This is a genomic window from Achromobacter sp. GW823-FHT04E03 (assembly GCF_058796095.1).
Genome location: NZ_JBXAIJ010000001.1, coordinates 1,621,810 through 1,640,223, shown reverse-complemented (window position 1 = coordinate 1,640,223; position 18,414 = coordinate 1,621,810). Strand labels below are relative to the sequence as shown.

Here is an 18,414-nt window from a genome sequence, read left to right as displayed (position 1 = left end):
TAGCATCATGGGCAAGCTCGCGCTGGCGGCCAAGGTAACGCATGTGCCGTCCATGTATCTTTCGGAACTGCCTGGCAAGCACCAGGGTTGCAGGGAGGCGGCGATCCAGGGACATCGCATCATCGGCCAGCGTTGCCGCGACCTGGATGTGGACAGCATCGTGGTGCTGGACGTGCACTGGCTGGTCAACGGCGGCTATCACGTGAACTGCAACAGCGGCTTCAAGGGCCGCTACACCAGCAACGAGCTGCCGCATTTCATCAAGGACATGGATTACGCCTACCGCGGCAATCCGCAACTGGGGCGCCGCATCGCTGAATGCGCCAACGCCGCGGGCGTGGGCACGCGTTCGCATGAAATCGACAGCCTGGAACTGGAGTACGGCACACTGGTGCCGATGCGCTACATGAATGGCGACGGGCGCTTCAACGTGGTGTCGGTAGCCGCCTGGTGCGCCTGGCACTCGCTGGACGAAAGCCGCCGCTTCGGCGCGGCGTTGCGCCAGGCCATCGAGGCCAGCGACAGCCGCGTGGCGGTGCTGGCCAGCGGTTCGCTGTCGCATCGCTTCAACGACAACGGCAGCCCCGAGGCCGCCATGCACCAGATCAGCCGCGAGTTCTTCCGGCAGGTGGACTTGCGGGTGGTGGAGTTGTGGCGCCAGGGCGACTGGAAGGCCTTCTGCGCCATGCTGCCCGAATACGCGGACCTGTGCGTGGGCGAGGGCGGCATGCACGATACCGCGATGCTGCTGGGCCTGTTGGGCTGGGACGGCTACGACCAGCCGGTGGAGATCGTGACGGATTACTTCGCCAGTTCCGGCACGGGGCAGATCAACGCGATCTTCCCGGTGCCGGCCTGATCATTCTTCTTCGGAGGCGCGCGCGTCGGCGGGCTCGCGCTTGATCAGCTCGACCATGGCGTCGACGTCGCGATACAGGCGGTCCAGCAATTCCTTGCCGATCCGGGCCTCGATTTCCTGGTACTTCGCGTCCACTTGCGGACGCATGCGGTCGATCAGCTTGTTGCTCTTGGGCGTCAGCGAAATTTCCTGGCGCCGCTGATCGGCGCTGGAGCGCGTGCGCTTGATCAGGCCCTGTTCCTGCATGCCCGCCAGCATGCGCGTGAGGCTGGGGCTGAGAATCTGGCAGGTGCGGGCGATCTGGTTGGGTTCCATGGAGCCCACTTCGCTCAGCGTGCGCAGCACCCGCCATTGTTGTTCGGTGACGCCCGCGGCGTGCAGGATGGGGCGGAAGTGCGCCATCAGCGTTTCACGCGCGTAGAGCAGCAGATGGGGGAGATTGCGGTGGTGGAAGCTCGGACTCATGGCGGCTATGTTAGCAAGAAGCCGGGCCGCGCCGCAGCGAAATCGGACGCGCGCGCGCATCGGTCCGCGCCGGGCGCGGCGCCGATGGGTGGCGGTGATCAGGCGGGGTTCTGCTGGGCAAGTTCCTGCAGGTCGTCGGGCAGGGTCAGGTCGGGGGCGGCCTGCTGCAATTCGCGCAGCGCCTGTACTGCCTCTTCCTGCTGTTCCTCGCGCACCAGCGCCCGGATGTGGGTCACGCGGGCTTCGATGTCTTGATCGCTGAGGGCGGGCGTTTCCGGCGTGGCGGGCTCGGCGGCTGGTTGTTCCGCGGGCGAGGTTTCCTGAGCGACGGGGGCGGCTTCCTGGGCAGGAGCGGCTTGCGGCGCCGTTTCTTGCGGCGGCGCGGCCACGCGTTCGGTGACGGGCGCGGACTGTTCGGCGGGCGCTTGCGCAGGCGTGGACAGCAGCGCGGGCGCGCGTTCCGAGCTTGTCCCTATTTCGTGGGGGGTGATGACAGGCGTGTTCTGCTCGGGAAAGTCCTGGGCTTCGCGCATCTCGGTCCAGGCGAACAGGCCGAAGACCATGGCCGCGCAAGCGGCAGCGCCCCAGGCGGGGTGCCAGCTATGGCCGGGATGCCAACGGCGGCGCACTGCCGCGTCCAATTCGGGATTGGCGCCGGGACCGTGCCTGCGATACAAGGCGCGCAGATCCCGTTCATCGTCTTCGTCGAAAGGGGGGCGGTAGGTAATGCTCATGCGCGTACTCCTCGCACATGCGCCTGGTGGCAAGGCGCATCCGCGTCTGACCTCTGCGCACGCCGCGCCGGTGGTCCGGCGGTCTCGTCGTAGCTCGGGTCCTGTTCCGGTTTAGGCGGCTTCCTGGAAAGCCGCGGGTGATTGCGCCGCGATTCCCGCCGCCGCGCCCCGAGGGCGTCTGGCTGCAGGTATGCCGCCCTGGGCCGGGCGGTTCGTCAATGCGCTGCACCTGATGATTATGCGCGATTTGGAGAAATCCGCCAGAGAATTTCTTGAGTTTGCATCATGTAACTTCAGCACGTCCCTGTTTTTGAAAGCAGAATGACAGATACCGCCCCATCAAGGGGCGTGCGAGGACGAAAGCGCGCGTGTGCGCGCGCATGCCGCCCTGGCTTGCCGGTACACTTTCGCGCATGGCCAAATCCCGAACCGTATATGTGTGCTCCGATTGCGGCGGCACCACCCCCAAGTGGCAGGGCAAATGCCCACATTGCAACGCCTGGAACACGCTGGAAGAAACCGTGGAATCGTCGGCGCCGGCCGCCGCCTCCCACCGTTATGCGCCGCTGGCGGCCGCCAGCCCCGTGCGCAGCCTGTCTGAAATCGAGGCCCGCGAAACGCCGCGCCAGCCTACCGGGCTGGAAGAATTCGACCGTGTGCTGGGCGGCGGCCTGGTGGCCGGCGCCGTGGTGCTGATCGGCGGCGACCCGGGCATAGGCAAGTCCACCTTGCTGCTGCAGGCGCTGGCCTCGCTGTCCGAAGTCACCAACGTGTTGTACGTGACGGGCGAGGAATCCGCCGAACAGGTGGCGCTGCGTGCGCGCCGCCTGGGCCTGCAGACGGGCAACGTCAACCTGCTGGCCGAGATCCGGCTGGAGTCGATCCAGGCGGCGGTGTCGGAGCAGAAGCCCACTGTGGCGGTGATCGACTCGATCCAGACCCTGTACAGCGGCGAACTGACCGCGGCGCCGGGGTCGGTGTCGCAGGTGCGCGAATGCGCGGCGCAGCTCACGCGCCTGGCCAAGCAGACGGGCATCGCCATCGTCATGATCGGCCACGTCACCAAGGACGGCGCGCTGGCCGGGCCGCGGGTGCTGGAGCACATCGTGGACACCGTGCTGTATTTCGAGGGCGACACGCATTCCTCGTTCCGCCTGGTGCGCGCCTTCAAGAACCGCTTCGGCGCGGTCAATGAACTGGGTGTCTTCGCCATGACGGACCGCGGGCTGCGCGGCGTGGCCAACCCTTCCGCGCTGTTCCTGTCGCAGCATGAACAGCAGGTCGCGGGATCCTGCGTGATGGCCACGCAGGAAGGCACGCGCCCGCTGCTGGTGGAGATCCAGGCGCTGGTGGATAGTTCGCACGCGCCCAACCCGCGCCGGCTCACGGTCGGCCTGGAGGGCAACCGCCTGGCGATGCTGCTGGCGGTGCTGCACCGGCACGCCGGCGTGTCCACCTTTGACCAGGACGTGTTCGTCAACGCGGTGGGCGGCGTGCGCATCACGGAACCTGCGGCCGACCTGCCGGTGCTGCTGGCCATCATGTCCTCGCTGCGCGACAAGCCGCTGCCGCGCGGCCTGATCGCTTTCGGCGAGGTCGGCCTGGCGGGCGAGATCCGGCCCGCGCCGCGCGGACAGGAACGCTTGCGCGAAGCGGCCAAGCTGGGCTTTTCGATTGCGCTGATCCCCAAGGCCAACGCGCCGCGCCAGCCCATCGAAGGACTGGAGATCTGGGCGGTGGACCGGCTGGACGCCGCGCTGGACAAGCTGCGCTGACGCCGAGAGCGGCGGCCTGCGGCGGTTTCATATCGACATTCTGATTGCCCGGCCTGCACTGGCCGGGCCTGCTGGAGCAAGAAGTGAGTCTGTTAGTTATCGCCGCGTGCCTGGCTGCGGGCGGCCTGATCGGTTTCATGGGCGGCGTGCTGGGCATCGGGGGCGGCCTGATCGCGATTCCCGCGCTGGTGCTGTTGATGGGCATGTCGCAGCAGTTGGCGCAGGGCACGGCGCTCATCATGGTCCTGCCCACCATCATGATGGCGGTGCGCAAGTACAACCAGCAGACCCGCATCGACAAGCGCGTGGCGTTGGCGGGAGCGGCCGGGGCCGTGGTGTTCACCTGGGTCGGCGCGCAACTGGCGCTGGGCATAGATTCCGGCATCCTGCGCCGCAGCTTCGCCGTGTTCCTGTTCTTCATTGCGCTGTTCTATGTGTGGCAGACCTGGCGCGCCTCGCGTCCCGTTGCGGCGCGCAAGCCGGCGGCCAAGGGCGATGCGCCGGTCTTCACGCCGCGCCGCGCCAGCGTGCTGGGCATTTTGTGCGGCACGCTGGGTGGCTTCTTCGGCGTGGGCGGCGCGGTGCTGGCCGTGCCCATCATCACGTCCGTGTTCAGGTTGCCGCAGACCACGGCGCAGGCGCTGGCGCTGAGCATGGTGATTCCGGGATCTTTCATCGCGTTGATCACCTACTCCTGGGCGGGGCAGGCCGATTGGCTGGTCGGCGCGCCGCTGGCGATAGGCAGCCTGCTGTTCGTGCCGGTGGGCGTGAAGCTTGCGTACCGTCTGCCTGAACGCAAGCTGAGAGCCTGCTTCGCACTGATGCTGTTCGCCACCGTGGCGCTGCTGGCGTTCGAGAGCTGAACCGTCCGCGCCATATTTCGAAGCGTTAGCGACCGAAATTTTCTGGTTCCGCGCTGAACCTTCTGGATGGGGCCGGTTCAAACGGGAACGGGTAAAGCGGCGATGTTGCCGCCCCGTGTCGAAAAAAGGACTTCGGTCCTTTTACATTCAGGAGTTCATGAAATGACGACTCACTCCCGTATTGCTGCGTTCCTATCCACCTCGGCCTTGTGCCTCGGTCTGGCTGCCGCGCCTTCGGCGTTTGCGGCGGGCGCCGATGCCACGTCCAAGACGGGTGAAACCAAGACCCAGGCGCAGCACAAGCATCACAAGTCCGACAAGACCTCCGCCAAACCGGCGGCGGCCAAATCGGGCGGGGCCGCGAAGACGGATCATTCCGGCGCAGCGGCTCCAGCGAAGTAAGCACTGAGGGCCTGAGCGCCCGGTAGTTCCTTTGCGCAAACGACTTCCGATTCCCGCGGGGGCCGGAAAGTCGAAAGCCTCTCGGTATGGGCGCCGAGAGGCTTTTTCATTTGGCGCGCCGCGGCTGCGGCGCAGGGCGGGCCTTACTCCGCAGGAGTGATCACGCGGCCGGTCTCGAAGAACGCCTGCAGGTTTTCCAGCATCAGGTTCTCCATGGCCACGCGGGTTTCCAGCGTGGCGCTGCCGATGTGCGGCAGCAGCACTGCGCGATCGGTCTTGAGCAACGCTTCGGGCACCTTGGGCTCGTGCTCGAACACGTCGAGCGCGGCGCAGCCCAGCTTGCCGGCTTCCAGCGCGGCGACCAGCGCGGTCTCGTCGATGACGGGGCCGCGCGCGATGTTGACGATGATGCCCGTGGGGCCCAGCGCTTCCAGCACTTCGCGGTTGACCAGATGGCGCGTGCTGGGACCGCCGACGGTGGCCACGACGAGGAAGTCGGCCCACTTGGCCAGGTCGGTGAGCGAGGCTTCGTAGCCGTATTCCACGTCATCGCGCTTGCGGCGGTTGTGGTAGCGCACGTCCGTGTCGAAGCCCATGCCGCGGCGGGCGATGGCCTCGCCGATGCGGCCCAGGCCGACGATGCCCAGCTTCTTGCCGCTGACGCGCTGGCCCAGCGGGATGCCGCCATGCACCTGGCCCCACTGGCCCGCGCGCACGAAGCGTTCGCCCTGGCCCATGTGGCGCGCGCCCGCGATCAGGAGGCCCCAGGCCAGATCGGCGACGCAGTCGGTCAGCACGTCGGGGGTATTGCTGACCTGCACGCCGCGCTGCTTGGCGGCCTGGACGTCGATGGTCTCGTAGCCCACGCCCCAGCTGCAGATGGCCTTCAGGTCGGGCAGGGCGTTAATGAGTTCGGCGTTGGCGCCGTAGGTGGCGGACGTGACGACGGCGGTGACGCCCTTGCCATGCTCGGCCAGCGCCGCCTTGCGGTCCGGGTACTTCCATAGTTCGACGACGTCGTAGCGGTCCGCGAGCGTCTTGTTGGCGTAGGGGGAACCGGCCAGCGAGCCGACCTGGATGATGCGATGCTTGGTGGTCATGTTGTCGTACAGGTGGGTGGCAAAACGTTGATGCTACTTGATCCGGCCTTGATGCAGGCTGACAGGATGCCCGCCAGGGGCATCCCGGGTCCAGATCGCGACCTTACTCGAGCTGGATGTTGGCTTTCTGGATGACGTCCTTCCAGCGCTTGACCTCGGCCTGCTGGAATGCCGTGAACTGCTGCGGCGTGTTGGCCACGACCTCGAAGCCCAGGCCTTGCAGGGTCTTCTCGGTCTGGGGATCGCGCAGCGCGGTCTGCAAGGCCTTGGACAGTTGCTGGACGATGGGCGCGGGCGTGCCCTTGGGCACGGCAAAGCCTTGCCAGGAGTACACCACCATGTCCTTGATGCCGGCCTCGGCCAGCGTGGGCACGTCCGGCAGGTCGGCGGCGCGGGCGTCGCCCGTGATGGCCAGCGCCTTGAGCTTGCCGGCCTTGATGTGGGTCTGGACCGCGCCCAGGTTCTGGAATGACACGTTGACCTGCCCGCCGATCAGGTCGGCGATGGCCGCGCCGCCGCCGCGGTAGGGGACGTCCACGCCCGTGCTCTGGGTGCGCTGGCGGAACAGCACGGCGGACAGGTGGTCCGACGAACCCGTGCCCGACGAGGCATAGGACACCTTGCCCGGATTCTTCTTCGCGTATTCGACCAGCTCGGCGACGGTGCTGGCCGGAAACGTCGGCGCTGCCACCAGCACGTTGGGATTGCGCACCGCCTGCGTCAGGTATTCGAAGTCCTTGCTGGGGTTGTACGACAGGTTCTTGTAGAGCGCCTCGTTGATGGCGAAGGTGCCGATGGAGCCGACCATCATGGTGTACCCGTCAGGCGTGGAGCGGGCCAGCGCCTGCGCGCCGATGGCGCTGTTGGCGCCGGGCTTGTTTTCGACCACGAAGGTCTGCCCCAGGATTTTCGTCAGCCCCGGCGTGACCGAGCGCGCGGTAATGTCGGAAGAACCGCCCGGCACGAAAGGCACGATCATCGTCACGGGTTTGTCGGGATAGCCGGCGGCCTGCGCCGCGGGCATCCCGGGCAGCACGGCGCCTGCGGCGACGGCGGCTGCGACGGCCGCGGCGCTCATCAGTTTGTTCATGGTGTCTCCTGGTTCGCGTGCTGATGAAGAGCCCGCCGCCCACGCGTTGCGGACGGACCCGGATCGGCTTGGGGTCAGTCGACCTTGGCGCCGGATTTCTTCACGACCTCCGCCCATTTGGCGGATTCCTGCGCCATGAACTGTTTGAACTGGGCCGGCGTGTTGCCGGAGGGCGTGGCGCCTTGCGCCTGCAACTGCGTGCGCACGGATTCCTGCTTGAGGGCCGCGGCCACGTCGCGCTGGATCTTGTCGACCACCGCCTGCGGCGTGCCGGCGGGCGCCAGCAGGCCGAACCAGCTGGACGCGTCATAGCCCTGCACGCCGGCCTCGGCCATGGTGGGGACGTCGGGCAAGGCGGGTGAACGCTGGGCGCTGGTGACGGCCAGCGGGCGCAGCTTGCCGCTCTTGAGGAACCCCATGGAGGACGGCAGGTTGTCGAAAATCAGATCGGCGGAACCGGCCATCACATCGGTCAGCGCGGGGCTGCTGCCCTTGTACGGCACGTGGGTCATGCGCGTACCCGTCATGTTCTGGAAGAGCTCTCCCGACAGATGCGTGGAGGTGCCGTTGCCGGTGGACGCCATGTTGACGCTGCCCGGATTGGCCTTCAGGTACTTGATCAGGTCGGCCACCGTGCGGATGCCGTGCTTGTCGGCAAACGCGGGGTTGAGTTCCAGGATGTTGGGTACGGGGATCACCAGCGTCACCGGCACGAAGTCCTTGACCGGGTCGTAAGGCAGCTTGGCATAGACCGACTGGTTGATCGCATGGGTGCTGACGGTGCCCATCAGCAGCGTGTAGCCGTCCGGCGCGGCCCGGGCGGCTTCGGCCGTGCCGACGTTGCCGCCTGCGCCTGCCTTGTTGTCCACCACCACGGCCTTGTTCCAGGTCTTGCCGAGTTCGGCGGCGACGATGCGGGCCGCGATGTCGGTGGTGCCGCCGGCCGGGAAGGGCACGATGATCTTGACGTCCCGTTCCGGGTAGTCTGCCCGCGCCGGCGCGGCCGGCGACAGGAAGGCGGCCGCCGCCAGGGCGGCGCTGCAAAGAACGGCCAAGGCGGACCGGCCTCGCGCAGGGGCTGCATGCATGGAATTCGTCTCCTCGGTGTGCGCGTGGCCGCGCATCGTTTCTGGGGGTATTCCGCCCCTGGCATGGCCCGAGGCTTTGACGCCGCATGGCACCCCGCGGCGCCCTGCGTTTTGCTGCCGGACTACTTGTAAAACAAATATATGTATTGAGCTTGTGCTTGTCAACCAAGTATACTTTTTCGAACCCCCACACCCGATAGCAGGATCAGCCAGGAGCCCCGTCCATGAAAACCTCCCCGGTCACCGCGCAGGATTTGCAGCGTTCGGTCATCGCCGTGCCGCCGCTGGCGCGCCACGACGATCTTTCCCTGAACGAGGCGGCCAACAAGGCCTTGCTCGGCCATCTGGAAGCGGGCGGCGTGCGCAACGTGATGTATGGCGGCAACGCTAACTTCTACAACGTGGGCGTGGGCGAGTACGCGCGCATCGTCGACATGCTGGCCGGACTGGCGGGCGCGGACACGTGGATCCTGCCTTCCGTGGGGCCCGACTACGGCAAGATGATGGACCAGGCGGCGATCCTGCGTACGCGTGCGTTTCCCACGGCCATGTTGCTGCCCATGTCCTTTCCCTACACGGACGCGGGCCTGGCCGAAGGCGTGCGCCGCTTCACGGACGCGCTGGGCAAGCCCGCGGTGATCTACATCAAGTCGTCCGGCTACCTGGCGCCGGAAAGCGCCGCGCGCCTGATCGAAGAGGGTCGCATCGTGGCCTTCAAGTACGCCGTCGTGCGCGATGATCCGTCGCAGGACGCCTACCTGTCATCGCTGCTGCAGGCGGTGGACGCGCGCTGGATCGTCAGCGGCATCGGCGAACGTCCGGCCATCGTGCACTACCGCGATTTCGGCCTGAAGAGCTTCACCTCCGGCTCGGTCTGCGTGGCGCCGCGCGGTTCGATGCGCCTGTTGCATCTGCTGCGCGACGGCCGCTATGACGAAGCCGAGGCTGTGCGCCAGCAGTACCTGGGCCTGGAAGACTGCCGCGACAGCATCAGTCCCATCCGCGTGCTGCACGATGCCGTGACGCTGTCGGGCGTGGCGGACATGGGGCCGATGCTGCCCCTGCTGACCGGCATCTCCGCCGCCGAGCGCGAGCGGGTGGCGCCGGTGGCGCGCGCCCTGGCGGCCTGGGACCGGGAGGCGGCTGCTGCGTGAGCGCACTGGCGCCGCGCATTGACGGTACGATGAGCGCTGTCCCGCCATCGCGGACAGCGCCATAGCATCGAGGAGGTTTCGTGGCCCGACCCAAAGCAACACCCGCGCCAGCGCCGCAGGCGCCCGCCGAACACGATGCCGCGGGCGCGCTGGTGCTCGAACGCGGGCACCGGGTGCGGCTGGCGGATCAGCTGTACGGCCAGATCTTCGAGCAGATCGTCTCTGGCGGGTTGAACGTGGGCGACAAGCTGCCTTCCGAGAACGAAATATCCGAACGCTTCGGCGTCTCGCGTCCGGTGGTGCGCGAAGCGCTGCTGCGGCTGCGCGCCGACGGCCTGATCACCGCGCACCAGGGGCTAGGCACCTTTGTCAGCCATGCGCCCGCACCGCGCCTGAAGACCTTCAACGACGTGCAGAACGTCAGCGCCTACCTGCGGGCCCAGGAGGTCCGGGTGGCGCTGGAGGGCGACGCCGCGCGCCTGGCGGCGCTGCGCCGCACCGACGAGCAGCTCAGGAAGATCGCCGATGCGCATGCGGCCTTCGCCGACAGCCTGGCGCGCGGCCAGGTGTCGGCCGAGGCCGACCTGGCCTTCCATGCCAGCATCGCCGAAGCCAGCGGCAACGACTTCTATCTGGGCGTGCTGGAAAGCATCCACGAATCCATCAGCGGCTTCATGCGGCTGACCTTGAACCTGACCCGCACCGGTTCGCGCCAGCGTGCGCAGCGCGTGGTGGACGAGCATGCCGCGATCCTGGACGCCATCCGCGAACAGGACAGCGAGCGCGCCCGCGTGGCCATGCAGTTCCATCTGGGCCAGGCCCGTCACCGGCTGGTGGACCGCGAGCGCGATTGATCCCTTCCGTCCGCCCGCTGCGATCAAACCAAAACTACAGGAGACCAGAGTGCAAGGGAATATCGCGGCGGAAGTGCCGGTGGAGCAGGTCCGCGAGCAGATCCTGCAGGTGCTGATGGCCTGGGGCATGGCGCAGGACCTGGCGCACATCACCGCGGGCCTGATGGCGCGCACCGACCTGCTGGGCATCGACTCGCACGGCATCTCCATGCTGCCGGCATACGAGGACAAGCTGCGCGCTGGCGCCCTGCGGCTGGACGCCAGGCCGCGGATCCTGCGCGACGGCGGCGCCAGCGCGCTGATCGACGGCATGGGCGGCCTGGGCTATCCGGTGGCGGCGCAGGCCATGAACCTGGCGGTGGACAAGGCTTTGGAGCACGGCGTGGGCGCCGTGTCGGTCTGTAATTCGCATCACTTCGGCGCGGCCGGCGTCTATGCGCGCATCGCGGTCGAGCGCGGCGTGGTCGGGCTGGTGACCAGCAGCGCCAACGGCGTCATCATGGTGCCCACGCGCGGCGCCATGCCCATGCTGGGCACCAATCCCATCGCCTTCGGCGCGCCGGCCGCCTACAACGAACCCTTTGTGCTGGACATGGCGACCACCACCGTCGCCGCCAACAAGGTCAAGGTCTACGACTTCCTGGATCAGCCCTTGCCGCCAGGCTGGGCGGTGGACGGGCAGGGCGGCGCGGTTACCGATGCGGCGGCCGCCATGCAATTCATCTTCACGCATCCCGAGGGCGGCCTGACCCCGCTGGGCGGCACTGCCGCCATGAGCAGCCACAAGGGCTACGGCCTGGCGATGATGGCGCAGATCCTGGGCGGCACGCTCAGCGGCAGCGCCTTCGCCGCGCGCCGCGCCCCGACCCGCCGGCCGGGCGAACCCGACGATGTGGGCCATTTCTTCCTGGCCTTGAACCCCGACGCCTTCCGCGCGGCGGGCTCGTTCGAGTCCGACATGGACGACATGATCGACGCCATGCACGATACGCCGCCCGCCAACCCGGACGAGCCGGTGCTGGTGGCGGGCGAGCCCGAAGCCGCCGAGCGCGCGCGCCGGCTGCGCGCCGGCATACCCATTTCCGCCGCGCTGGCCGAACGCCTGCGCGCCATCTGCGAGCGCGCCGGCACGCCTTATCTGCTGGACCCGGCGTGATTCCGTTTTCCCTATAAACCCTTGCCCAAGAGCACAGGAACAGAGACATGAGCAATTCAGACAAGCGCAAGAAACCCGAAGAACTGCGCAGCCACCGCTGGTATGGCGTGCGCGACCTGCGCTCGTTCGGCCACCGTTCGCGCACCGCGCAGATGGGCTATCACCGCTCGGACTACGCCGGCAAGCCGGTGATCGCCATCATCAACACCTGGAGCGACATCAACCCCTGCCACAGCCACTTCAAGCAGCGCGTCGAAGAGGTCAAGCGCGGCATCTGGCAGGCGGGCGGCTTCCCGGTGGAAATGCCCGCCATGAGCCTGTCGGAACCCTTCCAGAAGCCGACCACCATGCTCTACCGCAACCTGCTGGCGATGGAGACCGAAGAGCTTCTGCGCTCCTATCCCGCGGACGGCTGTGTGCTGATGGGCGGCTGCGACAAGACCACGCCCGCGCTGCTGATGGGCGCGGTGTCCATGGACTTGCCCACCATCTTCATGCCGGCCGGCCCCATGCTGCGCGGCAACTGGAACGGCAACACGCTGGGCTCGGGCTCGGACACCTGGAAATACTGGGCCGAGCTGCGCGCCGGCAACATTACCGAGGAAGACTGGCAGGGCGTGGAGGACGGTATCGCCCGTTCGCCCGGCCACTGCATGACGATGGGCACCGCGTCCACCATGACGGGCGCGGTCGAGGCGCTGGGCCTGTGCCTGTCGGGCGCTTCGTCGATCCCCGCGCCGGATTCGCGCCACGCGCAGATGGCCAGCCTGACCGGCAAGCGCATCGTGGAAATGGTGTGGGAAGACCTGAAGCCGTCGGACCTGCTGACCGCCGCGTCGTTCGACAATGCCGTGCGCACGGTGCTGGCGCTGTCCGGCTCAACCAATTCCGTGGTGCACCTGATCGCCATGGCGCGGCGCAGCGGCTTCGGGCTGGACCTGGACCGCTTCGACCATCTGGCGCGCACCACGCCGGTGCTGGCCAATCTGCGGCCGGCCGGCAAGTACCTGATGGAAGACTTCTATTACGCCGGCGGCCTGCGCGCCATGCTGGTGCAACTGGGCGACCTGCTGGACACGACGCAGCGCACCGTGGATGGCCGCACGCTGGGCGAGAACATCGCGGGCGCGCGGATCTTCAATGAAGACGTGATCCGGCCGCGCGCGCAGGCGCTGATCGAGCGCGACGGGCTGGCGGTGCTGCGCGGCAACCTGGCGCCCGACGGCGCGGTGATCAAGCCGCCCGCGATGGAGGCGCATCTGCAGGTGCACACGGGCCGCGCGGTGGTCTTCAAGGACTACAACGACATGGCGGCGCGCATCGACGACCCCGACCTGGACGTGGATGCCGACAGCGTCATCGTGCTGCAGAACGCGGGGCCGCAGGGCGCGCCCGGCATGCCCGAATGGGGGCAGTTGCCGATTCCGCAGAAGCTCCTGAAGCAGGGCGTGCGCGACATGGTGCGCATTTCGGATGCGCGCATGAGCGGCACCAGCTATGGCGCCTGTGTGCTGCACGTGGCGCCCGAGGCCTATGTGGGCGGCCCGTTGGCGCTGGTGCAGGACGGCGACCGCATCACGCTGGACGTGCCGGCGCGGCGCCTGGAACTGCTGGTGTCCGACGAGGAGCTTGCCGCGCGCCGCGCCGCCTGGCAGGCGCCGCCGCCGCGTTTCGAGCGCGGCTATGGCGTGCTGTACCTCAAGCATATCGGCCAGGCCGACACGGGCTGCGATTTTGATTTTCTTCAGACCGAAACGCGCGCTCCGGCCGCGGGCGAGCCTGAAATCCACTGACCCGGACACCGGGCGCACATACTAAAAAAACCATAGAGGAGACAACCATGCAACAGAAGAAACCGGCGGCGCGCGCGCGCCTGGCCATCCTGGCGGCGGCGGGGACACTGGCCATGCTGCCCGGCATGCTGATGGCGCAGGGCGCGGCCTGGCCCGCCAAGCAACTCAAGCTGGTGGTGCCGTTCCCCGCGGGCGGCAGCACCGATTCGGTGGGGCGCCTGCTGGCGGCCGAACTGTCCAAGGAACTGGGCCAGACCGTGGTGGTGGAGAACAAGGGCGGCGCCAATGGCAATATCGGCTCCGACATGGTGGCCAAGGCCGAGCCCGACGGCTATACCCTGCTGCTGTCCGGCGTGGGGTCCAACGCCATCAGCTACGCGATCTACCAGAACATGCCATACCGCAACAGCGACTTCGCGCATATCTCGCTGCTGGCCACCGGCCCCAATGTGCTGGTGGCCAACAATGATTTCCCGGGCAAGACTTTCGCGGACTTCATCAAGCTGGCGCGGGAGAATCCGGGCAAGTACACGCATGCGAGCTCGGGCAGCGGCTCCTCTGGCCACCTGGCCATGGAGATGCTGAAACAGGACGCCAAGATCGACCTGGTGCACGTGCCTTACAAGGGCGGCGCCGCCGCCATCACCGACACCATCGGAGGCCGTGTCTCGGTATTGTTCCTGAACCAGGACGCCTTGCTGCCGCAGGTCACGTCGGGCAAGCTGCGCGCACTGGCCGTGGCCAGCGCCAAGCGCAATCCCGCCTATCCCGATACGCCGACGGTGGCGGAATCAGGCTATCCGGGTTTTTCGGCCGAGTCCTGGTTTGGCTTGTCGGCGCCAGCGAAGACGCCGCCCGCCGTGATCCAGCGCCTGAACCAGGCGACGGTGAAGGCGCTATCCTCGCCCGAGATCCGGCAGAAGCTGGAGAGCGTGGGGTTCGTGGTGGTGGCCGACGACCCGAAATCGTTCTCGGCGTTCGTGGATAACGAGATCACGAAATGGGGCAAGGCCGCCAAGGCCTCGGGCGCGAAAATGGATTGAATGCGTGGATTGAATGCGCGGCCGGGCTTGCTGGCCCGGCCTGACCTGTTTTTCTTGATGAAGTGAAAAGTGCAATGAACTCACCCCTACCCAACCGTTTCCGCCAACGCATCCTGGCGCGCGAACGGCTCATCGGATTCTGGATGTGCATGTCCAGCCACATCACGGCCGAGCTCGTGGGCCTGGCCGATTTCGACTGGCTGTTGCTGGACGGCGAGCACTCGCCCAACGAGGTGCCGATGTTCCTGCAGCAGCTGCAGGCCTTGCAGGGCAGCGCCAGCGCCGCTGTCGGGCGGCCGTCGTGGAACGATCCGGTGGAGATCAAGCGGCTGCTGGATATCGGCTTCTACAACCTGCTGATTCCGTTCATCGAATCCGAAGAGGACGCGCGCCGGGCCGTGGCCGCCACGCGCTACCCGCCGCAGGGCATGCGCGGCGTGGCGGGCGCCCAGCGCAGCAACCGCTATGGCACGGTGCCGGACTACCTGCACACCATCAACGACAACATCTGCGTGCTGCTGCAGATAGAAAGCCGCCCGGGCATCGCCGCGGTGGACGAGATCGCTTCGGTGGAAGGCGTGGACGGCGTGTTCATCGGGCCGTCCGACCTGGCCGCGGCGCTGGGACATATCGGCAATCCCGGCCATCCCGAAGTCCAGGAGGCCATCCGCCATCTGTACCAGCGGGTGTCCGCCCAAGGCAAGGCCGTGGGCATTCTTGCGCCGGTGCATGCGGATGCGCGGCGCTACCTGGACATGGGCATGCACTTCGTGGCGGTGGGCACCGACCTGGGCGTGTTCAAGCAGGCAACCTTCGCCTTGCGCGAGGCGTTCCCGACCTGATGGCGCTCAGGCGTCTTCCAGCGCCAGCAGTTCGCCTATCGTCTGGCGCCGGCGGATCAGCCGCGCCGCGCCGTTGTCCAGCAGCACTTCGGGCGCCAGCGGGCGGCTGTTGTAGTTCGAGGACATGGACGAGCCGTAGGCGCCCGCGTCGTGGAACACCAGGAAGTCGCCGATGCGCGGCTGCGGCAGCAACTGATCCGACACGACGCCGCCGGCGTCCTGGGTGAACACGTCGCCCGATTCGCACAGCGGGCCGGCCACGGCGATGCGGGTCTCCGCCGCGCCCTGCGGCTTGCCGCCATCGGGCGCATGCACCGAAATGCGGTGATAGCTGCCGTACATGGCCGGGCGCATCAGGTCGTTGAAGCCGGCATCGACCAGCGCGAAGTCGCGCTCCGGGCGGCGGTTGATCGAATGCACTTCCGACACCAGCGCGCCGGCCTCGGCGACCAGGAAGCGGCCCGGCTCGATCTCCAGGCGGATCTCGTGGCCCAGGCGTTCGGCGATGCGGCGGCGCGCCGCGTCCCATTGCTCGAAGTAGTGGTCGCAGTCGATACGGGCATCGCCTTCGCGGTACGGGATGGACAGGCCGCCGCCCGCCGAAATGGCTTCGATGTCATGGTCCAGCGAGGCGACCACGTCGACCATGGCGTCGCACACGCTGGACAGGTGGGTGTAGTCCACGCCCGAGCCGATATGCATGTGGATGCCGACCAGCTTCAGGCCGTGGCGGCGCACGATGGCCATGGCTTCGGCCACATCGCCGATCCAGATGCCGTGCTTGCTTTGCGGGCCGCCGGTATTGGTCTTGTTGCTGTGGCCGTGGCCGAAACCCGGGTTGATGCGCAGCCAGACGCGATGGCCGGGCGAGGCCTGGCCCACGCGGGCCAGCATGTCCAGGGAACCGGCGTTGACGGTGATGCCGTGCTTGAGCACCGCGGCCAGCGTGGCGTGGTCGATCAGGTCCGCGGTGAAGACGATGCCTTCCGGCTCGCCCTGGGGCTGGAAGCCGGCAGCCAGGCTGCGCTCGATCTCGCCCAGCGAGACGGCGTCCACCACGGCGCCTTCGGCGCGCATCAGGCGCAGGATGTGCAGGTTGGAGCAGGCCTTCTGCGCATAGCGGATGGTGTCGAAGCGGCGCAGTTGCGCAATGCGTTCACGGATGACGGCGGCGTCGTACACCCAGAGCGGCGTGCCGTGCTCGGCGGCGAGTTGGGTGAGTTGGCGCGGATCGAAGGCCATGGCGGGCGAAACCTTGTTGGTGGAAGTGAAAACAAGGCGGCATGATGCCCGGCTTCGGTCATCCAGTAAAATGCTTAAAATTCCTTGATCGATTCATTTTTGATATGGGTAGGCGATGCTGACGCACCGGCAAATCGAAGTCTTCCGTGCGGTCATGATCGCCGGCAGCGTGACCAAGGCGGCCGAGCTGCTGGGCTCTTCCCAGCCGACCGTCAGCCGCGAGCTGGCGCGCATGGAGCAGGGCATAGGCTTCACGCTGTTCGACCGGGTGGCAGGGCGGCTGCGGCCCACCATGCCGGGCCTGGCGCTGTTCGACGAGGTCCGCCAGTCCTACGCCGGCCTGGAACGGGTCGCTTCGGCCGCGGCCCGCCTGCGGGCCTACAAGGGCGGGCAACTGTCGGTGATCGCGCTGCCGGTCTTTTCCCATTCGATCCTGCCGGACGCGTTCCGGCGTTTCCATGAGCGCCATCCCGGGGTGAGCCTGGCGCTGGAAACCCAGGAATCGCCCTTCCTGGAGGAATGGCTGAGCGCCCAGCGTTACGACCTGGGCCTGACCGAGCACGACGCGGCGCCGGCCGGCACGCGCGTGGAGCTGCTGCTGGAAGTGGACGAAGTCTGCGTGCTGCCCGACGCCCACGAACTCCTGGGCAGGCAGCGCATCGAGCTGGCCGATTTCGAAGGCCATGCGTTCGTCAGCCTGTCCTCCAGCGATCCCTATCGTATCCAGATCGACGAAGCCTTTGCCGAAGCCGGCGTGCTGCGGCGGTCCATCGTCGAGACGACGACTGCCGTGTCTGTGTGTACCTTCGTGCGCCAGGGCCTGGGCCTGGCCATCGTGAACCCGCTGACTGCGCTGGATTTTGCCGGCCGGGGCCTGCATATCCGCCCCTTGGCGCGCTCGTTTCCGTTCCGGGTCAGCGTGGTGTTTCCAGAGCACCGGCCGGGCAATCCGCTGGTGGATGCATTGATGGCGTCGTTGCGCGAGGCGGCGCAGGCGGCCCGGAGCCGCCTGGCGTCTGGCCTGGATCAGGAAGTGCCGCGCAGTCGTCGCTCTGCCGCCAGCCGGTAGGCCTGCAAGCGCGCCTTCAGCAACGGGTCGCCCGCGAACTCGATGCCGGCAGGCAGGATGGAAGGGTCGAATACCAGGGTGCGCTGTGCGTCCTGATCTGGCGCAAGGCGTTCCAGCATCAGATATCCCAGGAGCAGCGAGCCGCCATGCCCTGGCCAGCCCGTGGACGGGTCGTCCGTCGTGCCTCGTTCCGGCTCCGGGGTAAACGCCAGTTCCAGTGCCACCGGGCCCGCCGCCATTGCATGGCGCAAGGCCTCGTCCATACAGTTCCGACCGGTCAGGGCCTTGTGAGCGCCATCGGCGTTCCTGCCCCGGATCGTCAACCTGCCAGTTCGCGTTCCGCCATCCGCGGCGGTCAGGCGGTAGGAATGAAGCATGTGATAGCTGCGGGAGGCGTAGCCCGTGGGCAGGGCGTCTTGCTGCAGTTGGCCGAAGCGTTGCGCCGGCGCATTGGTCGCCAGATGGGCTTGCAACGCCTCGGGGGCGGTGTGCTGCGTGTTCAGGGCCTGTATGAATGCAAGAAACGTCTGCGGGTCTTGTGCGGGAAAACCTTCGATCGAGTGGCCTACGAGCACCAACTGCGAACCCTGTCCGATACGCACGGCCAGGCCGCGCGGTTCGGCTTGCGGACTGTCCTGGCGAATCCGCGGGTCGGGGCCGGAGTCCGAGAATCGGGCGAGGAGCGGCTGCTCAGCGTCGTTGAACATGGGCGAAGCGCAGAATTGCGCTGCCCGGGGCACGCCAAGGAATCTGCCTTCCACAAGCAGTCCGCGCGCGTGATTGACGCGGCAGCCTGGCGGGACGTCCGCGCCCGCATGGAGCGCGTCAATCAGCTTTGCGGCGATGGAATCCGGCATGGGAGCCTCCTTTTTTCTAATGGATGTT

18 protein-coding genes are annotated in these 18,414 nt (G+C 67.3%); 11 read left to right on the top strand and 7 right to left on the bottom strand.

What is annotated here, in order from left to right; translation table 11 throughout:
• Nucleotides 1-7 precede the first annotated feature (7 nt).
• The gene (hpaD, locus tag AC1RHV_RS07690) at nucleotides 8-859 is read left to right on the top strand and encodes a 3,4-dihydroxyphenylacetate 2,3-dioxygenase (RefSeq protein ID WP_054452420.1); all 852 of its coding nucleotides are present in this window, start codon (nucleotides 8-10) and stop codon (nucleotides 857-859) included.
• Here hpaD and hpaR read toward each other — a convergent pair whose 3' ends face one another.
• On the bottom strand, nucleotides 860-1,324 hold the full coding sequence (gene hpaR, locus AC1RHV_RS07685; protein WP_175181443.1) for a homoprotocatechuate degradation operon regulator HpaR: 465 nt from the start codon (nucleotides 1,322-1,324) through the stop codon (nucleotides 860-862).
• A 98-nt stretch (nucleotides 1,325-1,422) separates the two neighbouring features.
• Nucleotides 1,423-2,058, bottom strand: a complete 636-nt coding sequence (locus tag AC1RHV_RS07680; protein WP_119449298.1) for a hypothetical protein — start codon at nucleotides 2,056-2,058, stop codon at nucleotides 1,423-1,425.
• 413 nt (nucleotides 2,059-2,471) lie between these two features.
• On the opposite strand from AC1RHV_RS07680, the gene radA reads away from it, so the two are divergent.
• From radA to AC1RHV_RS07665, 3 genes are all read left to right on the top strand, one after another.
• Nucleotides 2,472-3,833 carry a DNA repair protein RadA gene (gene radA, locus AC1RHV_RS07675; RefSeq protein ID WP_059379903.1) on the top strand — a complete coding sequence of 454 codons (1,362 nt, stop codon included), beginning with the start codon at nucleotides 2,472-2,474 and terminating at the stop codon, nucleotides 3,831-3,833.
• A gap of 83 nt (nucleotides 3,834-3,916) precedes the next feature.
• Nucleotides 3,917-4,696, top strand: coding sequence for a sulfite exporter TauE/SafE family protein (locus tag AC1RHV_RS07670; protein WP_054453641.1), 780 nt, complete (start codon nucleotides 3,917-3,919; stop codon nucleotides 4,694-4,696).
• A 162-nt stretch (nucleotides 4,697-4,858) separates the two neighbouring features.
• The gene (locus tag AC1RHV_RS07665; protein ID WP_054452411.1) at nucleotides 4,859-5,098 is read left to right on the top strand and encodes a hypothetical protein; all 240 of its coding nucleotides are present in this window, start codon (nucleotides 4,859-4,861) and stop codon (nucleotides 5,096-5,098) included.
• A 143-nt stretch (nucleotides 5,099-5,241) separates the two neighbouring features.
• Here the strand turns inward: AC1RHV_RS07665 and AC1RHV_RS07660 are convergent, their stop codons facing one another.
• From AC1RHV_RS07660 to AC1RHV_RS07650, 3 genes are all read right to left on the bottom strand, one after another.
• Entirely contained in the window at nucleotides 5,242-6,198 is a 957-nt protein-coding gene (locus tag AC1RHV_RS07660) for a 2-hydroxyacid dehydrogenase (RefSeq protein ID WP_492300322.1), read from the bottom strand.
• Between the two features lie 103 nt (nucleotides 6,199-6,301).
• Nucleotides 6,302-7,288 carry a Bug family tripartite tricarboxylate transporter substrate binding protein gene (locus tag AC1RHV_RS07655; protein WP_054452407.1) on the bottom strand — a complete coding sequence of 329 codons (987 nt, stop codon included), beginning with the start codon at nucleotides 7,286-7,288 and terminating at the stop codon, nucleotides 6,302-6,304.
• Between the two features lie 74 nt (nucleotides 7,289-7,362).
• Nucleotides 7,363-8,376: a Bug family tripartite tricarboxylate transporter substrate binding protein gene (locus AC1RHV_RS07650; protein WP_054453632.1), complete on the bottom strand. Its 1,014-nt coding sequence runs from the start codon at nucleotides 8,374-8,376 to the stop codon at nucleotides 7,363-7,365.
• 224 nt (nucleotides 8,377-8,600) lie between these two features.
• Here AC1RHV_RS07650 and AC1RHV_RS07645 point away from each other — a divergent pair, with 224 nt between their 5' ends.
• The 6 genes from AC1RHV_RS07645 (at nucleotide 8,601) to garL (ending at nucleotide 15,218) form a co-directional block, all read left to right on the top strand.
• On the top strand, nucleotides 8,601-9,530 hold the full coding sequence (locus AC1RHV_RS07645; protein WP_059379899.1) for a dihydrodipicolinate synthase family protein: 930 nt from the start codon (nucleotides 8,601-8,603) through the stop codon (nucleotides 9,528-9,530).
• 80 nt (nucleotides 9,531-9,610) lie between these two features.
• Complete coding sequence (locus AC1RHV_RS07640) at nucleotides 9,611-10,384, top strand: FadR/GntR family transcriptional regulator (protein WP_118932816.1); 774 nt, start codon at nucleotides 9,611-9,613, stop codon at nucleotides 10,382-10,384.
• A 49-nt stretch (nucleotides 10,385-10,433) separates the two neighbouring features.
• Nucleotides 10,434-11,540 carry an Ldh family oxidoreductase gene (locus AC1RHV_RS07635; RefSeq protein WP_054452404.1) on the top strand — a complete coding sequence of 369 codons (1,107 nt, stop codon included), beginning with the start codon at nucleotides 10,434-10,436 and terminating at the stop codon, nucleotides 11,538-11,540.
• A gap of 47 nt (nucleotides 11,541-11,587) precedes the next feature.
• On the top strand, nucleotides 11,588-13,333 hold the full coding sequence (araD, locus tag AC1RHV_RS07630) for an L-arabinonate dehydratase (RefSeq protein ID WP_054452402.1): 1,746 nt from the start codon (nucleotides 11,588-11,590) through the stop codon (nucleotides 13,331-13,333).
• A 47-nt stretch (nucleotides 13,334-13,380) separates the two neighbouring features.
• A complete protein-coding gene (locus AC1RHV_RS07625; protein ID WP_175181439.1) occupies nucleotides 13,381-14,376 on the top strand; it encodes a Bug family tripartite tricarboxylate transporter substrate binding protein in 996 nt (331 codons plus the stop codon).
• Nucleotides 14,377-14,450: 74 nt separating this feature from the next.
• Complete coding sequence (gene garL / locus AC1RHV_RS07620) at nucleotides 14,451-15,218, top strand: 2-dehydro-3-deoxyglucarate aldolase (protein WP_054452400.1); 768 nt, start codon at nucleotides 14,451-14,453, stop codon at nucleotides 15,216-15,218.
• A 6-nt stretch (nucleotides 15,219-15,224) separates the two neighbouring features.
• On the opposite strand, the gene lysA is transcribed toward garL, so the two are convergent.
• Entirely contained in the window at nucleotides 15,225-16,460 is a 1,236-nt protein-coding gene (lysA, locus tag AC1RHV_RS07615) for a diaminopimelate decarboxylase (RefSeq protein ID WP_492300317.1), read from the bottom strand.
• Between the two features lie 115 nt (nucleotides 16,461-16,575).
• Here lysA and AC1RHV_RS07610 point away from each other — a divergent pair, with 115 nt between their 5' ends.
• Nucleotides 16,576-17,529 (top strand): LysR family transcriptional regulator, encoded by a 954-nt coding sequence (locus AC1RHV_RS07610; RefSeq protein WP_054452397.1) that lies wholly within the window; start codon nucleotides 16,576-16,578, stop codon nucleotides 17,527-17,529.
• On the opposite strand, the gene AC1RHV_RS07605 is transcribed toward AC1RHV_RS07610, so the two are convergent.
• Complete coding sequence (locus AC1RHV_RS07605; RefSeq protein WP_492300316.1) at nucleotides 17,487-18,386, bottom strand: catalase; 900 nt, start codon at nucleotides 18,384-18,386, stop codon at nucleotides 17,487-17,489. The genes AC1RHV_RS07610 and AC1RHV_RS07605 overlap by 43 nt on opposite strands.
• Between the last annotated feature and the right edge of the window lie 28 nt (nucleotides 18,387-18,414).